We start from the raw sequence: 19,001 nt of genomic DNA on the forward strand, positions 1-19,001 counted from the left end.
GGCAGACGAGAAGAAGGTGAAGGGCACAGGGGGATTCCGGGTTCGCGTGGCTGGGGGGGCGGGTCACACCCCATCACGCGAATTTGTGAGGAAGCCTCTCAAACTCTGGGAAGCCGGTGAGAGCGCGCTCTCGCCGGGATTTCGCGGGTATCGCGTCATCGTTCAGGATCCGCGAGTACCAGCCTGGCGAGAACTGTTCTAGTATTTATAGAACAGTTCTGAAAGGTGCCCGATGCTCATCCGAGTCGATCCCGCGAGCGATACGCCGATCTTCGCCCAGATCGTCGCGTCCGTGCACGCCGACGCGGCGGCCGGTCGCCTCGGCCCCGGTGACCGATTGCCGTCGGCGCGAGACGTCGCCGGTTCGCTCGGCGTCAACCTGCACACGGTGCTGCGCGCCTACCAGCAACTCCGCGACGAAGGGCTCGTCGACATGCGCCGTGGCCGCGGCGCTGTCATCACCGACGCAGTCGAGCCCATCGCGCACCTGCACCACGACATCGCCGCGCTCGTCGCGCGTGCGCGCACCCTCGGCCTCGCCGCCGACACCCTCGCCGCCCTCGTGAAGGAGACCTACCGATGACCGCGCCCGCCGACGTCCGCACCGCTCGCCGCCGCTTCCTGCTGATCGGCTGCGCGTTGCCTGCCGCCATCACCCTCGTCGCGGTCGCCCTCATGGTCGTCTGGCTCCCCGAGGTTCCGCCGACGGTCGCCACGCATTGGACCGGGAGCGGCCCCGATGGCTTCGGTCCCGCGTGGGTCGTGCCGCTCGGCACCGCCGTGCTCGGGCTCGGTCTCGTCGCGCTCTTCGCCGGCATCATGCTCGCCGGCACGCGCGACGGCCAGTGGGGGCCGATGCTGCGGTTGCTCGGCGCCCTCTCGATCGGCACCAACGTGCTGCTGGTCGTCGGCATCACGTGGTCGTTCGGCGCGCAGCGCGGGCTCGCCGACCCGCATGACGCCCCCGACATCGGGTGGCCGATGCTCGTGAGCGGGCTGCTCGCGCTCGGGGCCGGGCTCGGCGGTTGGTTCGCGCAACCGAACGTCACGACCGACGGCCGCAACCCTGCGCGCAGCGTCGAACCGCTCGACCTCGCCGCCGGTGAACGGGCGGTCTGGGTGCGAACCACGTCGATGACGCGGGGCGGCATGATCGCCATCATCGCGAGCATCCTCGCCCTCGCGATCGGCACCGTCGTCGTCGCGGCCACCGGTTCGACGGCCTGGTGGGTCATGCTCGGCGTGACTGTGCTGCTCGTGATCCTCGCCATCACGACCTTCGTGTTCCGGGTGCGCGTCGACGACCGGGGGCTCCTCGTCCGCTCTCCCATCGGCGTCCCGCATTTCAGCGTGCCGCTCGCCGAGGTCGAGGCGGTCTCCGTCAGAGACGTCCATCCGACCTCCGAGTTCGGCGGTTGGGGCATCCGCATCGCTGCCGACGGCGCGTTCGGCATCGTGCTGCGCGCGGGCGAGGCCCTGCAGGTCACCCGCCGCAACGGCCGGCGATTCGTCGTGACCGTCGATGACGCCGCCACCGCGGCCGCCCTGCTCGAGGCGCTCAGCTCACGGGAGCGCGTCGACCCGCCTCGCTGAGCCCGGCACGGCGAGCGCGCACGCCGGCGATGACGAGCGGCACGAGCACGAGCAACGCGACGACGTTCACGCCGGCGAAACCGGCGGCTCCCAGCACGACCCCCGAGAGCGCGGCGGATGACGCGGCGGCGAAGTTCATCGCGGCATCCGTCGCCCCCTGCAACGGCACCCGCAGCGACGGCTCGACCGACGTCGTGAGCAGCGTCGAACCGCCGATGAGCCCGCACGACCAGCCGAGGCCGAGGAGGCCGAGCGCGAGCGGCACGAGCAGCATGTCGTCGGCGGGAGCCAGGATGCCGATGAGCGCGGCGACCGTGAGGATTCCCGCACCGATGGCGATCACGCGCGGCGGGCCGATGACGTCGGCGAGCCATCCGACGAGGGGGCTCGCGCCGTACATGCCGATGATGTGGATGCTGAGCACGACGCCGACGAGCGAGAGCGAGAGCCCGTGGGCGGTCATGTGCACCGGGGTCATCACCATGACGCCGATCATCACGGTGTGCGAGCACACGATGGCGAGGATCGCGAAGAGGGCTCGAGGATCGCGCACGGCGATGCGGAACGCGGCCCACGACCCGACGGGTTCGGCCGCGGGCGCCGCTCCCCCGGCGTCGGCGACATGATCGGGGGCGAGGGCATCGGGCTCGGTCGTGGCGACGTCGGTGTCGCTGCTCGCGGCATCCGTCGCCATCGTGCCGGGCTTCGGCAGGCGGAGGAGCGTGGCCACGAGCAGGGTCGAGAGCGCGAACGCCACGCCCGAGAGGACGAACGGGCCGACGAGCGGCGGCAGGCCGAGGGCGACGCCGACGGCATCGCCGGTGGCCGCGAGCAGCGGGCCGGCGACCGAGCCGATGGTCGTCGCCCAGAGCACGATCGACATCGAGCGCGCCTCGAAGCCGGCGGCGGCGACCTCGGTCGCGGCGAAGCGCGCCTGCAGGCCGGCCGCGGCCCCCGCCCCGAACGCGGCGAGCCCCAGGAAGACGAGCGGCACCCACCCGCTCGCCGCCGCGGCGATCACGAGCACGGCACCTGCCGCCGCGAGGGCGTACCCCGTCGCGAGCGCGACGTGGCGGCCCGAGCGCACCGCGAGACGCGCGAGCGGAATCGCGACGATGGCGGCGCCGAGCACACTCGACGACTGGGCGAGGCCCGCGAGCGCGACGGCGCCGGTCAGCTCCTCGACGAGGAGCGCCGCGACGGCGATGCCCGAGGCGACGCCGACGCCGGCGAGGAGCTGGTTGACGACCAGCACGGTGAGCGAGAGGCCGCGGCGCGGGCGCTTCGGCGAGGTCGCGGCGCTCCGCGACATCCGCTCACTCATATTCGGGCGCTGCCGGCAGGCCGAAGAACTCCTCGAGCGTCGTGATGCCGGTCTCGTGCATCTCGGTCGCGAGCGGCACCCCGACGTAGCGGTAGTGCCACGGCTCGAACTCGTAGCCGGTGACGGGCGTCTTGTCGGCCGGGTAGCGCAGGATGAAGCCGAACCGCCAGGCGTTGTCGCGCAGCCAGACGCCCTCGGCGGTGTCGGCGAAGCACGCGTCGAGCGAGCAGTCGCCGCTCTCGGCGCCGATGTCCATGACGAGTCCGGTCTGATGCTCACTGAATCCGGGTCGCGCGGTCAGCAGGTCGTCGCCGTCGTAGATCTCTTCCTGCGCGCTGTACGAGCGGAACGCGCTGTTCGACGCGAGCGTGAGGCCGGCCTCGTCGGACGCGGCCTGGAACATCGCGACGACCGCGTCGGCGGCCTCCTGTCGCAGCATCGGCTCCCACGTGTGCGGCACGTCGACGTCGACGAGGTCGTCGGGCTCGAAGTCCTGCGGGTTCAGGGGGCGCAGCTTGTCGACGACGACCCAGATGCTGTTGGGGTCGTCGAGGGAGTGCGCGGTGCGGTCGAAGGTGTCGACGGCGGCGGGCTCCTGCGCGGCACTGGAGACCGGGCGAGGGGTCGAGGTCTCAGCTGAATCGGATGCCGCGGCGCCGGCCGACCCCCCAGCCGAGCCGCCCGCGACGGCGCCGATGACGACTACCGCAACGGCGACCAGGGCGAGGCTCAACGAGCCCGCGATCACGAGTCGACGCTTCTCGGCCGCCTCGTCCGGCTGGTTCTGGCGCTCACTCGATGACACCGTTCGAGTCTACGCCGGGGCTGCTGAGCAGCCACCGCGTGCGATCCTCGCCCGCGCGCCGGGCCTTTCGGCGACCTGCTGGAAACCCTGCGTGAGAGCGCTCTCTTGACAACGGCGACCGAACTGCATAGAGTCACCTCTCGAATCGTGAGAGCGCTCTCACGTTCTCGGAAGAGAGCGCTCTCACGCTGCGCACATTCCCGTCCACGCACACACAAAGGAGTGACCGTGAAGCTCTCACGCCACACGAAGGTCGCCGCAGCCGTTGCCGGCGCAGCGACCATCGCCCTCCTCGCCTCCGCCTGCTCGTCCGGCGGCGGCGAAGAGACCGACGGCGACATCACGCTGACCGTCACCACGTTCGGCACGTTCGGATACGACGACCTCTACACCGAGTACGAGGAAGCCAACCCCGGCGTCACGATCGAGGCGACCAACATCGACACCGGTGGCAACGCCCGCACCGATGCCTTCACCAAGCTCGCGGCAGGCTCGGGCCTCTCCGACGTCGTCGCGATCGAAGAGGGCTGGCTCGGCGCGATCATGGAGGTCTCCGACCAGTTCGTCGACCTCACCGAGTACGGCATCGAGGACCGCAAGGGCGACTGGGTCGACTGGAAGTACGAGCAGGCGACCGACCCCGAGGGCCGCGTCATCGGCTACGGCACCGACATCGGCCCGAGCGGCATCTGCTACAACGGCCCGGCACTCGAGGCCGCCGGCATCGCGAGCGACCGCGAGAGCGTCGCCGAGCTGCTGAACGGCGACTGGGCGCACTACTTCGACGTCGGACGCCAGTACCAGCAGGCGACCGGCAAGGCCTGGTTCGACCACTCCGGCTTCGTCTGGAACTCGATGGTCAACCAGATGCCCGAGGGCTACTACACGAGCGACGGCGAGCTGAACGTCGAGGACAACGCCGACATCAAGGCGAACTTCGACCTGCTCTCGGGCGCGGTCGGCGACGGCCTCTCGGCCGCGCAGGCAGCGTGGGACTGGAACGGCGGCAAGTCGTTCGTCGACGGCACCTTCGCCACCTTCGTCTGCCCGGGCTGGATGCTCGGCGTGGTCGAGGGCCAGGTCGAGACCGGCGGCGGCGACGCCTCCACCGGCTGGGACTTCGCCGACGTCTTCCCGGGTGGCGCAGCCAACTGGGGCGGCGCGTTCCTCTCGGTCCCCGAGACCTCCGAGCACAAGGAAGCGGCTGCCAAGCTCGCCGACTGGCTCACGCAGCCCGAGCAGCAGGTGAAGCAGTCGGCTGCCGCCGGCAACTTCCCGAGCACGCTCGGCGCGCAGGAGACCCTCGCCGAGGAGGCGACGCCGAACGAGTTCTTCAACGGCGCACCCACCGGCGCCATCCTGGCCGCTCGCGCTGAAGGCGTCGTCGCCCAGTTCAAGGGCCCCGACGACTCCGTGATCCAGGAGAACGTCTTCGGCCCGGCGCTGTCGGCCCTCGACCGCGGTGAGGTCGACGGCACCGCCGCCTGGGACCAGGCGATCGAGCTGCTGCACGAGCTCGTCGGCGAGTAACCCCGCCACGGAACGGATGTCCCTCGGGCACGCCGCCCGAGGGACATCCCTCCCCCGCCAACCCCCACGACTGGACATCGCATGACCACGACCATTCGGCCCCCCGCGAGCGGGTCCACCGGTACGCAGCGCCGAACCGCGGCATCCGTGCCCCTGACCTTCCGTCAGCGCCTCTCGCGCTTCGACGTCAAGGCGAGCCCGTACTTCTACGTCTCGCCCTTCTTCATCCTCTTCGCCCTCGTCGGCCTCTTCCCGCTCGGCTACACGCTCGTCGTCTCGATGCACGAGTGGGACCTCCTGAAGGGCCAGGGCCCGTTCGTCGGGTTCGAGAACTTCGTCGAGATCCTCGGCGACTCCATGTTCTGGAACTCGATCGGCAACACGATCAGCATCTTCCTGCTGTCGTCGATCCCCCAGCTGACGATCGCCCTCATCGTCGCCTACCTGCTCGACCAGGGCCTGCGCGCGCCGACCTTCTGGCGCATGAGCGTGCTGCTGCCCTACATCGTGACCCCCGTCGCCGTGGCGATCATCTTCTCGAGCGCGTTCAACGAGGCCGACGGGCTCGTGAACAACATCCTCAACATCTTCGGCATCGCCGACCAGGAGTGGAAGCACGACACCTTCCTCAGCCACATCGCCATCGCGACGATGGTCAACTTCCGCTGGACCGGCTACAACGCCCTCATCCTGCTCGCGGCGATGCAGTCGGTGCCCCGCGACCTCTACGAGTCCGCCGCGATCGACGGCGCCGGAGCCGTGCGCCGCTTCTTCTCGATCACGATCCCGTCGATCCGCCCGACGCTCATCTTCGTCATCATCACCGCCACGATCGGCGGCCTGCAGATCTTCACCGAGCCGCGCCTCTTCGACGTCTCGACCGCCGGCGGCATCGGCGGCAGCGACCGGCAGTTCCAGACGACCGTGCTCTTCATGTGGGAGCTCGCCTTCTTCCGGCGCGACTTCGGCGAGGCCGCCGCCGTCGCCTGGCTGCTGTTCCTGCTCATCGTCGGGTTCGGCCTCATCAACTTCCTGATCTCCCGGCGCATCGCCACCGGCGGCGACAAACCCGACCGCCGCACACGCCGTGCACGCGAACGCGCCACCCGAGGAGGAGCGGCATGAGCACCATGATCCCCGAACCCATCCCCGCGGTGATGATCGACGACGACGTCGAACCCGATCGACCCCGCCCCCGATACGGAGACGGCGGCCCCCGTCGCCGCCGCGCGATGGGCACCGCCGGCATCGGCAGCCGCCCCGGCTTCCTCATCTACGGGCTGCTCGCCGCGTTCATCATCGGCGGCGCCTACCCGCTCTGGTGGTCGGTCGTCGTCGGCAGCGGCACGAACGCCACCCGGGGCGAGACGCTCCCGCTCCTGCCGGGCGGCAACTTCTTCGCGAACGCGGCCAAGGTGCTCGACGCGATCCCGTTCTGGCTCGCGCTCGGCAACTCGATCATCATCTCGGCCGTCATCACGGTCTCGGTCGTGACCTTCTCGACGCTCGCCGGCTACGCGTTCGCCAAGCTCCGCTTCCGCGGACGCGACGGCCTCATGGTGTTCGTCATCGCGACCATGGCGATCCCCACGCAGCTCGGCATCATCCCGTTGTTCATGGTCATGCGCGAGCTCGGCTGGACCGGCACCATCGGCGCCGTGATCGTGCCGACGCTCGTCACCGCCTTCGGCGTCTTCTTCATGCGCCAGTACCTGGTCGACGTCATCCCCGACGAGCTCATCGAGGCCGCGCGGGTCGACGGCGCGAACCAGATCCGCACGTTCTTCAACGTCGCGCTGCCCGCCGCGCGACCGGCCATGGCGATCCTCGGCCTCTTCACCTTCATGATGGCGTGGACCGACTACCTGTGGCCGCTCATCGTGCTGAGCCCGACGAACCCGACGCTGCAGACGGCGCTCAGCCAGCTGCAGTCGGGCTACTACGTCGACTACTCGGTCGTGCTGACCGGTGCGGTGCTGGCGACCATCCCGCTGCTCGTGCTGTTCGTCATCGCGGGCAAGCAACTCATCTCGGGAATCATGCAAGGAGCTGTGAAGGGTTGAACGTGAATCACGCGTCGTTCCGACGGAACTGGCCGGCCGACTTCATCTGGGGGTCGGCGACCGCCGCTGCCCAGATCGAGGGCGCCGCGCACGAGGGCGGCAAGGAGGACTCCATCTGGGACGCCTTCGCCCGGGTGCCCGGTGCCGTCGCCGGCGGCGACACCCCCGACCGTGCGGTCGACCACTACCACCGCATGCCCGACGACGTCGCGCTCATGCGCAAGCTCGGCCTCGACTCCTACCGGTTCTCGACGAGCTGGGCGCGCGTCGTGCCGGGTGGCCGCACCGTCAACCAGGAGGGGCTCGACTTCTACTCACGGCTCGTCGACGAGCTGCTCGGCGCCGGCATCCTGCCGTGGCTGACCCTCTACCACTGGGACCTGCCGCAAGCGCTGCAGGAGCAGGGCGGCTGGGCGAACCGCGACACCGCGTACCGCTTCGCGGAGTACGCCGAGGCCGTGTACGGCGCACTCGGCGACCGCGTCACGCACTGGACGACGTTCAACGAGCCGCTCTGCTCGTCGCTCATCGGCTACGTCGGCGGCGAGCACGCCCCCGGCCTCAACGACCCCGAGGCGGGGCTCGCCGCGGTGCACCACCAGCACCTCGCGCACGGTCTCGCCGTCGAGCGACTCAGAGCCCTCGCGACAGCGTCTTCGGAATCTGGCGCGGGGCGCGACATCCGACTCGGCATCACGCTGAACCTCACGAACGCGGTGCCGAACGATCCCGCCGACCCCGTCGACCGCGAGGCCGCCCGGCGCATCGACGCCCTCTGGAACCGGATGTACCTGGAGCCGCTGCTGCTCGGTGCATACCCCACCGACCTGCTCGCCGACGTGCGCGAGTTCGGGCTCGAGTCGCGCGTGCTGCCCGGCGACCTGCAGCAGATCTCGCAGCCGATCGACTTCCTCGGCGTGAACCACTACCACGACGACAACGTGTCGGGGCACCCGCTGCCCGCCGATGCCGCCCCGTCGCTGCGTCCGACCGACCGCCCGGGCCGCTCGCCGTTCCCCGGCAGCGAGTACGTCTCGATGCCGTCGCGCGGCCTGCCGCGCACAGCGATGGACTGGGAGGTCAACCCCGCGGGACTCACCCGCCTGCTCGTGCGGCTGGGCGCCGAGTACCCGAACCTGCCGCCGCTGTACGTGACCGAGAACGGCGCGGCCTACGACGACACCGTCTCGGCCGACGGCGCCGTGCACGACGTCGAGCGCACCGAATACGTGCTCGACCACGTCGACGCGATCGGCGAGGCGATCGAGCAGGGTGCCGACGTGCGCGGGTACTTCGTCTGGTCGCTGCTCGACAACTTCGAGTGGGCCTGGGGCTACGAGAAGCGGTTCGGCATCGTGCGGGTCGACTACGACACGTTCGAGCGCACCCCGAAGGACAGTGCACACGCGTTCGCGGCACTCATCGCGCAGGCGAAGAGGCCGCTCGCGTCGACGACTATCGTGGGGTGAACCGGAGCACGGGGAAGGGGCCCACGATGACGGGGAGCATTCCGGCCGGCCACGCGCCGACCCTCGAGATGGTTGCCGCGCGCGCCGGCGTCTCGCGCGCCACGGTCTCCCGGGTGGTCAACGGGTCGCCGAAGGTGAGCCCCGAAGTCACGGAGGCCGTGCAGGTGGCGATCAGCGCGCTGAACTACGTGCCGAACCGGGCCGCGCGCTCGCTCGCGAGCCGGCGCACGCAGGCCATCGCGCTCATCGTGCCCGAGTCGGCGGCGCGCGTCTTCGACGACCCGTTCTTCGCCTCGGTCGTGCAGGGCGCCGCGCTGGCGCTCGCGGGCACGGAGTACACGCTGAACATGCTCATCGAGTCGGAGCTCGACCCCGACAAGACCCGGCGCTACCTGCTCGGCGGCAACGTCGACGGTGCGCTCGTCGTCTCGCACCACACGGGCGACCACTCCTTCGCGCACCTCTCGCGCTCGCTGCCGCTCGTGTTCGGCGGGCGCCCGCTCGACCCCGAGGAGTCGAGCGGGTACACCGTCGACGTCGACAACGAGCACGGCGCGGCCGCCGCGGCGCAGCACCTCGTCGACGCGGGGCGCACGCGAATCGCCACGATCGCCGGCCCGCAGGACATGCCGCCCGGGGTCGACCGCCTGAACGGCTTCACCTCGGTCGTGACCCGTGCCGGCCTCGCCGCGGACCTCGTCGACTTCGGCGACTTCACGGCAGCGGCCGGCGCTGCCGCGATGCACCGGCTGCTCGAGCGGGCGCCCGAGCTCGACGGCGTCTTCGCCGCCAACGACCAGATGGCGATGGGCGCCCTCTCCGCCCTCGCGGAGGTCGGGCGTTCGGTGCCCGGCGACGTCGCCGTGGTCGGCTTCGACGACGACCGCTACGCCGCCACCGCGATGCCGCCGCTCACGACCGTGCGACAGCCCTCCTCCGAGATGGGCGCCGAGATGGCGCGCAAGCTCGTGCGCCTCATCGCCGGTGAAGACGTGGAGCCCGCGACGATCCTGCCGACCGAGCTCGTGGTGCGCCAGTCGAGCTGAGGGCGCTCGCTTCTCTCGGGTTCCTCCGGCGCGGCCCCTTCGTCCGCGTCGCGCCGTTCGCCGTCGCGCCGTTCCGCGCGTTCCCGCGACCACGACCGCGTGGACTTCGGCGCTTCCCTGCGAAAGTTTCGTCGATTGACGATCAACTTCTGCACGACTTATGCTGGGCTTCAGTAACCAACTGAGCGTATTTGCTACTTTTGTCGACATAATCCCCGACGAGACGACCAAAAGCCTCGCCTGCGAGGAACGCGCCACCCGCCCTGTCAATGTCGACGGAGGAGCAGCAATGAAGCCGACCCCGGCGACCGCGACCGACGCGGCTCGCGCGAGCGCGCTGCTCGAGGCAGCGTCACCCTCACTGGCGCTGCAGGTCGACGAGTTCGCCGCCCGTGCGTCGGCGGTCACCGCCGCGCAGTGGAACCGGGTCGAGGCGCGGTGCGCAACCGCCGGCCCCGACGTCGCCCGCCTCATCGCCGAGGCCCGCGCCTCCGACGGCGGCAAGCACATGCGGCCCCGGCTCGTCGCGGCCGCGTTCTTCGGCATGGGCGGCACCGACTCGGCCCTCCTCGCCGACGTCGCCGGCGCCCAGCAACTGCTGCACCTCGGCCTCTGCCTGCACGACGACATCATCGACGGCGACCGCGTGCGGCACGGCAGGCCCAACCTCATCGCCCGCTACGCCGACGCCGGTCGCCTCGACGGGCTCTCCGAGAGCGCGTCCGAGCGACAGGCGATGACCGCCGCGCTCCTCGCCGGCGACCTGGCACTGAACGCCGCGATGCTCGCGCTCCTCGGAGCACCGGCGCCGGTCGCGGTGCAGCAGCGGCTCGCGGCCGAGGCATCCGCTGCACTCGAACTGACCATCGCGGGCGAGTTGCTCGACGTGCGTTCCGAGCTGCTGGCGCTCGACGCCTCCCAGCCGCTGCGCGTCGCCGAGCTCAAGACCGCCGCCTACAGCGTCGCGCTCCCCCTGCGGCTCGGCGCCGTCGCGAGCGGCTCGGCCTCGCCCGCCGAGCTCGCGTGCCTGCAGCAGATCGGCATCGCGTTCGGCATCGCCTACCAACTCGCCGACGACGAACTCGGCCTCTTCGGCTCGGCCGAGGCGACCGGCAAGTCCGTGCTCTCCGACGTGCAGCAGGGCAAGCGCACCGAACACGTGCGCCTCGCGTACCGGCGGGCCGACGCCGCCGGCCGTGGACGACTCGACGCAACCCTCGGCGACTCCGGCGCGAGCGAAGCGGATGCCGCCGCGATCCGCGACATCGTGACCCGCACCGGCGCACGTGCGGCGGTCGACCGCACGATCGATGAGCACGTCGCACGCGGCATCCGTCTCGCCGAGGCGGGGCTGCCCGACGGGCTCGCACGCTACCTGACCGATCTCGCCCGCTCCCTGCGGGGACGGACGAGTTGAACACCCCGAGCTGGAGGAACGAAATGACACCCCACGACACACCTTCGACGACGAGCGCCACCTGGCACGAGGGCCGAGTCGGCCTCTGGCTGATCGGCGCCCGCGGCTCGATCGGCACGGTCGTCGCCGTCGGCCTGCACGCGATGCTCGCGGAACTCGCCCCGCCCACCGGCTGCACGACGGCAGGCGAGGCGTTCGCGGGTGTGCCGTTGCCGGCATTCGCCGACCTCGTGATCGGCGGGCACGACGTCAGCACGACCCCGGTCAGGGAGCGGGCGCACGCGCTCGTCGAGTCCGGCATGCTGGCCCACCGCTTCGTGGCCACGGCGGGCGACGCGCTCGACCGGGTCGACGCCGAGATCCGCCCCGGCTACGACCGCGCGACCCACAGCGGGTCGCAGGCCGACGCCATGCGGCGCATGGCCGCCGACATCACCGACTTCCGCGAGCGGCACGAGCTCGCTCACGTCGTGGTGATCGACATCTCCTCGACCGAGCCGATCATCGAGGACCACGTCGAGTTCCACGACGCAGAGCTGTTCGCCGCCGCGCTCGAAGACGCCGACCGGGCCCTGCTGCCCGCGAGCTCGCTCGCCGCGCTCGCCGCGATCGAGTCGGGCAGTGCGTACGCGTGCTTCACCCCGTCGACCGGCATCGACCTGCCGGCGATCCGCAACCTCGCGATCGAGCGCGGCATCCCCTTCGCCGGCCAAGACGGCAAGACCGGCGAGACGCTGGTGCGCACGGCCCTCGCCCCGATGTTCGTGGCGCGCGGCATGCGGGTGCTCTCGTGGGCGGGCTCCAACATCCTGGGCGGCGGCGACGGGGCGACCCTCGCCGACCCCGAGGCCGTGCGCAGCAAGCTGGCGTCGAAGACCCGTGGCCTCGTCAGCCTCGTCGGCGATCACGTCGTGGCGCCCCTGCACATCGACAACGTGCCCGACCTCGGCGACGTGAAGACGGCCTGGGACCACATCCACGCCGAAGGGTTCCTCTCGTCTCGCATCACGATGCAGACCATCTGGAGCGCGTACGACTCGATGCTCGCCGCCCCGCTCATCCTCGACATCGCCCGGCTCCTCTCCCTCGCGGCGGCCGACGGCCAGCGCGGCGCCATCCCCGAGTTCGGGTTCTTCTTCAAGGACCCGTGGGGCAGCGACGTGCACGACTTCTCGCAACAGACGATCGCCCTCCGCGAGTGGGCGCACGCGACCGGAGTACGCGTGCACGCCGTCGCCGCCGCCGAGAGCGCGGTGGCGCCGGCATGACCTCCGCCGCCGACCTCCTCGATCTCGTCCGCGCGCCCGCCGCGCTGACGGTCATCGGCGACACGTTGGCGGGCGGGCACGCCGGGGGCACCCGCTTCACCGGTCGCCGGTGGCTGCTGCCCGCGGCATCCGTGCTGCTCTACAGCGGCGGCATGGCGCTGAACGACTACGCCGACCGGGCGCTCGACGCCGAGGAGCGGCCCGAGCGGCCGATCCCCTCGGGTCGGGTGTCGGCCGGTCAGGCGTTGGCGGTCGTGAGCGGATGCTTCGCGGCGGGCCTCGCTCTCGCGGCCGCGGGCGGCGGGCGTCGCGGCCTCGGCGTCGCGGTGCCGCTCGTCGGCGCGATCGTGCTCTACAACACCGTGGCGAAGTCGACACCGCTCGGGCCGTTGTCGATGGCCGCGTGCCGCGGGCTCGACGTCATGATGGGAGCGGGCGGCGAGCGGCGGGCTGTTCCCGCCGCCGCGACCGTCGCGCTGCACACGGCCGGGGTCACGCTGCAGTCGCGCGGCGAGGTGCACGGCGGGTCAGTGGGCGTCGCCGGCGCGACCCTCGCCATCACGGCGGCGAGCGCGGTGGCGGCCTCTTCCGGCGATCGCGGGGCGTTCGAGGCGCGCTCGGCCGGCTCGGCGGCCATCGGGCGCACCGGTTCGACTGCGACGACCTCGACCGCATGGCGCATCGGCGCCGCGCTCGCCACCATCGCGGCGACCGCCTCCTACCTCGCTGCGACCGTGCCGACGCAGCTCCGCACCCTCGACGATCCGTCGGCGGGCAACGTCCGCACCGCGACGCGCGCGGGCATCGGCGCCATGATCCCGCTGCAGACCACGCTCGTCGCCCGCACCGGCGCACTCGGCTCGGCGGCACTGCTCACGGGCGTCGATCTCGCCCGCCGCGCCCTCTCGGCGCGCCGCAAGCGCGGCGACGTGACATGACGCCCGGCTTCAGCATCGGATACGGCACGAACGGTTTCGCCGACCACACGCTCGACGACACCCTCACCGTGCTCGAGGCCGAGGGGTACGGGGCGCTCGCCCTGACCCTCGGCCACCCGCACCTCGATCCGTTCGCCGACGACGCCGTCGAACAGGCGGCACGACTTCGCGGGCGCCTCGACGAGCTCGGTTGGCCGGTCGTCGTCGAGACGGGCAGCCGGTACCTGCTCGACCCGTTCGTCAAGCACCGTCCGACGCTCGTCGACCGCGAGGCCGAGTCGCGACTGCACTTCCTCGGCCGCGCCGTCGAACTCGCCGCGGTGCTCCGCGCCGACTGCGTCTCGCTCTGGTCGGGCGTCGTGCCGGCCGACGTCGAACCCGACGAGGCCTGGACGATGCTCGTCGAGCGCATGCGCGCGGTCGTGGGGCTCGCCGACGCCGCGGGCGTGCGCCTCGGGTTCGAGCCCGAACCCGGCATGCTCGTCGAGACCGTCGCCGACGCCTTGCGCCTGCGCGACGAGCTCGGTCGCCCCGAGGCATTCGGCATCACGGTCGACCTCGGCCACTGCGTCGCGGTCGAGCCCGACGGGGTCGTCGGTGCGCTCCGCGCCGCGGGCGGACTGCTCGTCAACGTGCAGGTCGACGACATGCTGCCCGGCGTGCACGAGCACCTCGAACTCGGGCAGGGCCGGCTCGACCTCGCGGCGGCCCTCGCAACCCTGCGGGAGCTCGACTACCGGGGCGTGGCGGCCATCGAGCTGCCGAGGCACTCGCACGATGCGCCGGGTGCGGCAGCCCGCGGCATCCGTGCCATTCACGAAGCGATGCAGGAGGAACGATGACCCATCCGTGGACGATCACCGCGGTCGGCGACGTGACGGCCGACCCGAAGCGCATCTCGGCGCTCTTCCCGGCGGCCGGTCGCGGGGTGGGGCGCGACCCGGTCGACCCCGAGCGCGACCCGCTCGGGCTCGTGCTCGGCACCGCCGACGATGCCGCCCGTGCCTCCCTCGTGCAGGCCTTCATCGCCGCTGCCGACGACGAGGCGGCGGCCGCCGGCCTCGCCGAGCTCTACCGGTACGGCGACGACGCCGAACGACGCGGCGTGCTGTGCGGGCTGAACGCCGAGGCGCAGGCCACCGACGCGAACGCCGGCCTGCCGCTCGCCGAACCCATCGTCGCATCCGGCCGCGAACTCGTCGCCGATGCCCTGCGCACGAACGACCCTCGTCTCGTCGCCGCGGCCCTCGGCGCCTTCGCCGCGGCGCACCTCGACCAGCACGGCTGGCGCCACGGCATGCTGAAGGCCCTCTTCATGGGCATCCCGCTCGAGGCCGTCGCGGGCATCGACGAGCGCGTCGACGACGAGCTCGCCCGCATGGCGGCGGCCCTCATCGCCGAGCGCCGCGCCGCCGGCCGCGACATCAGCGCCGACATGACCCGACTCGCCACGATCCAGACCATCCCGGGAGCCTGACATGCGCATCTTCGACCCGCACATCCACATGAGCGCACGAACCACGAACGACTACGCGGCCATGTACGAAGCCGGCGTGCGCGCCGTCGTCGAACCCGCGTTCTGGCTCGGGCAGCCCCGCACGAACATCGGCAGCTTCGTCGACTACTTCGACGGGCTCATCGGCTGGGAGCGGTTCCGCGCGGCGCAGTACGGCATCCGCCATCACGCCACGATCGGCCTGAACCCGAAGGAGGCGAACGACCCGCGCTGCCGCGAGGTGCTCGAAGTGCTGCCGCGCTACCTCGCGAAAGACGGCGTCGTCGCCGTCGGCGAGCTCGGCTACGACTCGATGACCGCCGAGGAGGACGAGGTCTTCGTCGCCCAGCTCGCGCTCGCCCGCGAGTTCGAGCTGCCCGCGATGGTGCACACGCCGCACCGCGACAAGGCGGCCGGCACGCTGCGCACCCTCGACGTGATCCGCGACGCCGGCATCGCGCCGGGGATGGTCGTCGTCGACCACCTCAACGAGACGACGGTCGCGGCCGTCGCCGACAGCGGCTGCTGGATGGGCTTCTCGATCTACCCCGACACGAAGATGGACGAGGCGCGCATGGTCGCGATCCTGCGCGAGCACGGCACCGAGCGGGTGCTCGTGAACTCGGCGGCCGACTGGGGCAACTCCGACCCGCTGAAGACCCGCAAGACCGGGCAGGCCATGCTCGACGCCGGCTTCACCGACGACGACGTCGACGTCGTGCTGTGGCAGAACCCGGTCGCGTTCTACGGCCAGAGCGGGCGGCTGCACCTCGAGCCCGTGCCGGGGTTCGACGACACGGCAGCGGATGTCTCGGGCGCGACGTTCGAGGGCAACTCCGTGCTGCGCGGGGCGAGGGCCTGATGGAGCTCTCGTACTGCACCAACGTGCACCCGGCCGAAGACCTCGAGGGCGTGCTCGAGCAGCTCGACGCCTTCGCGGGCCCGGTGCGCGAGCGGGCCGGCCTCGACCGTCTGGGCGTCGGCCTCTGGCTGCCCGCCGAGCTGGCCCTGCGGCTCGCGTCGAGCGAGGCCGATCGCGAGCGGCTGCGCGAGCGGCTCGATGCGAACGGGCTCGAGCTCCGCACGATCAACGCGTTCCCCTACAGCGCGTTCCACGCCGACGTCGTGAAGCTCGACGTGTACCGGCCCGACTGGACCGACCCGCGCCGCGCCGCCTTTACGCTCGACTGCGCACGCGTGCTCGCCGAGCTGCTGCCCGCCGGGGCATCCGGCAGCATCTCGACGCTGCCGCTCGGCTGGCGCGACCTGTGGACCGCCGCCGATGACGCGCGGGCGACCGAGGCGCTCGCCCGGGTCTCGCGCGAGCTGCGCGCGTTGCGCGAGGAGACGGGCCGCACGATCCGGCTCGCGATCGAACCCGAGCCGGGCTGCACGCTCGACACGGTCGACGACGTGGTGCGCTGGCTCGAGCCGCGGGTGGCCGAGGGCATCGACCCGGAGTTCATCGGCATCTGCCTCGACACCTGCCACCTGGCCGTCTCGTTCGCCGACCCGGTGGCCGCCGTGCGGCAGATCGCCGACGCGGGCCTTCGCGTCGTGAAGGTGCAGGCCTCGGCCGCACTGCACGTCGAGCACCCCGGCGATCCGGCGAACCGCGAGGCCGTCGCGGCCTTCGTCGAGCAGCGCTACCTGCACCAGACCCGCGAGCTCTCCGCCGACGGCACGGTGCTCGCCGTCGACGACCTGCCCGACGCACTCGCCGAACTGCCGGCCGATGGCCCGTGGCGCGTGCACTTCCACGTGCCGCTGCACCTCGCGCCGAGCGCGCCGATCTCGGCGACGACCGAGGTGCTGCGCGCCGCGGTCGCGGCCGTCCGCGGTATCCCCCACGGCGACGAGGCGCACCTCGACGTCGAGACGTACACGTGGAGTGTGCTGCCCGGCGGTGTCGACGACCTCGTCGCGGGCATCGCCGCCGAGGTGCGCTGGGCGGCCGACGAATTGCTCGGCGCCTCGCTCGCCGCCTCGCCCTCGGCCGCGCCGGCCAGTACCGAGCTCACCGCTCGCCCGCTCTCGGAGGTGGCCTCGTGACATCCGTTCTGCTGCTCGACGTCGTCGGCCTGACGCCCCGCGCCCTCTCGCACATGCCTCGGCTCCGCGCCATGGCCGCCTCGGGCGCCCAGACCCGCCTCGGCACCGTGCTGCCCGCCGTGACGTGCAGCGTGCAGTCGACGATGCTCACCGGCCTCGCGCCGGCCCAGCACGGCATCGTCGGCAACGGCTGGTACTTCCGCGACCAGGGCGAGGTGCACCTGTGGCGCCAGCACAACAAGCTCGTGCAGGGCGAGAAGGTCTGGGAGACCGCGCGCAGGGCGAAGCCCGGATTCACGGCCGCGAACGTCGGCTGGTGGTACGCGATGGGCGCGACGACCGACATCACGGTGACCCCACGCCCGATCTACCACGCCGACGGTCGCAAGTCGCCCGACGCCTACGTGCGACCGCCGGCGCTGCACGACGACCTCGTCGGCGCGCTCGGCGAGTTCCCGCTCTTCCAGTACTGGGGTCCGACCGCCACCATCGCCTCGACGCGGTGGATCGTCGAGGCGACGCGCAAGATCATGCGCGAGCAGCGCTCCGACCTCGTCATGGCCTACCTGCCGCACCTCGACTACGACCTGCAGCGCTTCGGTCCCGACGGGCCCGAGGCCGACGCCGCCGCGGCCGAACTCGACGCGGCGCTCGCGCCCCTGCTCGACGATGCGGCCGCGGCGGGCGCCACGGTGATCGCCGTCGCCGAGTACGGCATCGCCGAGGCGAATCATCCGGTCGATATCAACCGCGCCCTCCGACGCGAGGGACTGCTCGAGGTCTACGTGCAAGACGGCCGCGAACAGCTCGACCCGTGGACGTCGCGCGCCTTCGCCGTCGCCGACCACCAGGTGGCGCACGTCTACGTCGCCGACGACGCCGACCTGCGCCGCGTGCGCGAGTTGCTCGAGGCGCTGCCCGGCGTCGACGAGGTGCTCGACCGCGAAGCGCAGGCACGCCACGGCCTCGACCACGAGCGCTCGGGCGAGCTCGTCGTGGTCGCCGAGCCCGGCGCGTGGTTCACGTACTACTACTGGCTCGACGACGATCGGGCGCCAGAGTTCGCGCGCGGCGTCGACATCCACCGCAAGCCCGGCTACGACCCCGCCGAGCTCTTCTTCGACCCGGCCGACCGGCTCGCGAAGGCGAAGGCCGGCCTCGGGCTCGTGCGCAAGAAGCTCGGCCTGCGGTACGCGATGAACGTCGTGCCGCTCGACCCTTCGTGGGTGCGCGGCACGCACGGGCGCTTCCCCGAGAGCGCCGCCGACACCCCACTGCTGCTCTGCTCCGACGCGAGCCTGCCGTTCTGGGGTGCACGGTCCGCCGACGACCTCGTGCCGGCCGCGCGCGTGCGCGACCTCGTGCTGCAGGCGTCGGGTGTGCCCGCGCCGGGCGTGCCGGCGTCGGCGGTGGCGCCATGAGCGTCGGCGGGGCCGCGGGGGTCGGCGTCGCGGGCGTCGCCGAGCAGGTCGTGCTGCTCGACCCCGACGGCACGCCGATCGGCACGATGGACAAGGCCGAGGTGCACACCGCCGACACCCCGCTGCACCTCGCCTTCTCGTGCTACGGCTTCGATGCGAGCGGGCGGATGCTGCTGACCCGCCGTTCGCTCGGCAAGCGCACGTGGCCCGGGGTCTGGACCAACACGGCCTGCGGCCACCCGGCTCCAGGCGAGCCGATCGAGCAGGCCGTGCGGCGCCGGCTCGCGACCGAACTCGGCATCGAGCCCACGTCGCTGCGGCTCGCCCTGCCGGGCTTTCGCTACCGGGCGATCGCGGCCGACGGCATCGTCGAGAACGAGGTCTGCCCCGTCTACGTGGCCGAACTGGCCGGCGACCCAGTGCCCGATCCCGACGAGGTGATGGACTGGCAGTGGGTGGACCCGGCCGCGTTCGCCCGCATGACGGTCGAGACGCCGTTCCTCGTCAGCCCGTGGAGCGTGCTGCAGGCACGCGAACTCGTCGCGGCGGGCATCCTGCCCGGGCACTGAACGATCGTGGC

18 protein-coding genes are annotated in these 19,001 nt (G+C 71.8%); 16 read left to right on the plus strand and 2 right to left on the minus strand.

What is annotated here, in order from left to right; genetic code table 11:
• Window positions 1–232 precede the first annotated feature (232 nt).
• Window positions 233–583, plus strand: a complete 351-nt coding sequence (locus tag VPH61_RS03225) for a GntR family transcriptional regulator (RefSeq protein ID WP_332062070.1) — start codon at window positions 233–235, stop codon at window positions 581–583.
• Window positions 580–1,593, plus strand: a complete 1,014-nt coding sequence (locus tag VPH61_RS03230) for a DUF1648 domain-containing protein (RefSeq protein WP_332062071.1) — start codon at window positions 580–582, stop codon at window positions 1,591–1,593. Before VPH61_RS03225 ends, VPH61_RS03230 begins: the two co-directional genes overlap by 4 nt.
• On the opposite strand, the gene VPH61_RS03235 is transcribed toward VPH61_RS03230, so the two are convergent.
• Together VPH61_RS03235 and VPH61_RS03240 are read right to left on the minus strand one after the other, a co-directional pair.
• Complete coding sequence (locus tag VPH61_RS03235; RefSeq protein ID WP_332062072.1) at window positions 1,559–2,905, minus strand: MFS transporter; 1,347 nt, start codon at window positions 2,903–2,905, stop codon at window positions 1,559–1,561. The two genes, VPH61_RS03230 and VPH61_RS03235, sit on opposite strands and share 35 nt — an antisense overlap.
• Before the next feature lie 4 nt (window positions 2,906–2,909).
• Window positions 2,910–3,722 (minus strand): M15 family metallopeptidase, encoded by an 813-nt coding sequence (locus tag VPH61_RS03240; protein WP_332062073.1) that lies wholly within the window; start codon window positions 3,720–3,722, stop codon window positions 2,910–2,912.
• A 228-nt stretch (window positions 3,723–3,950) separates the two neighbouring features.
• On the opposite strand from VPH61_RS03240, the gene VPH61_RS03245 reads away from it, so the two are divergent.
• The 14 genes from VPH61_RS03245 to idi all read left to right on the plus strand — a co-directional run bounded on the left by VPH61_RS03245 (window position 3,951) and on the right by idi (window position 18,990).
• Window positions 3,951–5,252 (plus strand): ABC transporter substrate-binding protein, encoded by a 1,302-nt coding sequence (locus tag VPH61_RS03245; protein WP_332062074.1) that lies wholly within the window; start codon window positions 3,951–3,953, stop codon window positions 5,250–5,252.
• An 81-nt stretch (window positions 5,253–5,333) separates the two neighbouring features.
• On the plus strand, window positions 5,334–6,377 hold the full coding sequence (locus VPH61_RS03250) for a carbohydrate ABC transporter permease (RefSeq protein ID WP_332062075.1): 1,044 nt from the start codon (window positions 5,334–5,336) through the stop codon (window positions 6,375–6,377).
• Window positions 6,378–6,484: 107 nt separating this feature from the next.
• Window positions 6,485–7,315, plus strand: coding sequence for a carbohydrate ABC transporter permease (locus tag VPH61_RS03255; RefSeq protein WP_332062525.1), 831 nt, complete (start codon window positions 6,485–6,487; stop codon window positions 7,313–7,315).
• Window positions 7,316–7,317: 2 nt separating this feature from the next.
• Window positions 7,318–8,784 (plus strand): glycoside hydrolase family 1 protein, encoded by a 1,467-nt coding sequence (locus tag VPH61_RS03260; RefSeq protein WP_332062076.1) that lies wholly within the window; start codon window positions 7,318–7,320, stop codon window positions 8,782–8,784.
• A gap of 26 nt (window positions 8,785–8,810) precedes the next feature.
• Entirely contained in the window at window positions 8,811–9,830 is a 1,020-nt protein-coding gene (locus tag VPH61_RS03265) for a LacI family DNA-binding transcriptional regulator (RefSeq protein ID WP_332062077.1), read from the plus strand.
• A 289-nt stretch (window positions 9,831–10,119) separates the two neighbouring features.
• Complete coding sequence (locus VPH61_RS03270; protein WP_332062078.1) at window positions 10,120–11,247, plus strand: polyprenyl synthetase family protein; 1,128 nt, start codon at window positions 10,120–10,122, stop codon at window positions 11,245–11,247.
• A 23-nt stretch (window positions 11,248–11,270) separates the two neighbouring features.
• Complete coding sequence (locus tag VPH61_RS03275) at window positions 11,271–12,515, plus strand: inositol-3-phosphate synthase (protein ID WP_332062079.1); 1,245 nt, start codon at window positions 11,271–11,273, stop codon at window positions 12,513–12,515.
• A complete protein-coding gene (locus VPH61_RS03280) occupies window positions 12,512–13,453 on the plus strand; it encodes an SCO3242 family prenyltransferase (RefSeq protein WP_332062080.1) in 942 nt (313 codons plus the stop codon). The genes VPH61_RS03275 and VPH61_RS03280 overlap by 4 nt, the downstream gene beginning before the upstream one ends.
• Window positions 13,450–14,295, plus strand: a complete 846-nt coding sequence (locus tag VPH61_RS03285; protein ID WP_332062081.1) for a sugar phosphate isomerase/epimerase family protein — start codon at window positions 13,450–13,452, stop codon at window positions 14,293–14,295. Before VPH61_RS03280 ends, VPH61_RS03285 begins: the two co-directional genes overlap by 4 nt.
• The gene (locus tag VPH61_RS03290; protein ID WP_332062082.1) at window positions 14,292–14,930 is read left to right on the plus strand and encodes an EboA domain-containing protein; all 639 of its coding nucleotides are present in this window, start codon (window positions 14,292–14,294) and stop codon (window positions 14,928–14,930) included. Before VPH61_RS03285 ends, VPH61_RS03290 begins: the two co-directional genes overlap by 4 nt.
• 1 nt (window position 14,931) lies before the next feature.
• Complete coding sequence (locus tag VPH61_RS03295; RefSeq protein ID WP_332062083.1) at window positions 14,932–15,810, plus strand: TatD family hydrolase; 879 nt, start codon at window positions 14,932–14,934, stop codon at window positions 15,808–15,810.
• Window positions 15,810–17,000: a metabolite traffic protein EboE gene (gene eboE, locus VPH61_RS03300; RefSeq protein ID WP_332062084.1), complete on the plus strand. Its 1,191-nt coding sequence runs from the start codon at window positions 15,810–15,812 to the stop codon at window positions 16,998–17,000. The genes VPH61_RS03295 and eboE overlap by 1 nt, the downstream gene beginning before the upstream one ends.
• Window positions 16,997–18,421, plus strand: a complete 1,425-nt coding sequence (locus tag VPH61_RS03305; protein ID WP_332062085.1) for an alkaline phosphatase family protein — start codon at window positions 16,997–16,999, stop codon at window positions 18,419–18,421. The genes eboE and VPH61_RS03305 overlap by 4 nt, the downstream gene beginning before the upstream one ends.
• Window positions 18,418–18,990: an isopentenyl-diphosphate Delta-isomerase gene (gene idi / locus VPH61_RS03310; RefSeq protein WP_332062086.1), complete on the plus strand. Its 573-nt coding sequence runs from the start codon at window positions 18,418–18,420 to the stop codon at window positions 18,988–18,990. Before VPH61_RS03305 ends, idi begins: the two co-directional genes overlap by 4 nt.
• Window positions 18,991–19,001 lie beyond the last annotated feature (11 nt).

Origin of the sequence: Agromyces sp. CCNWLW203, from assembly GCF_036576125.1 — a bacterium.
GTDB lineage: Bacteria > Actinomycetota > Actinomycetes > Actinomycetales > Microbacteriaceae > Agromyces.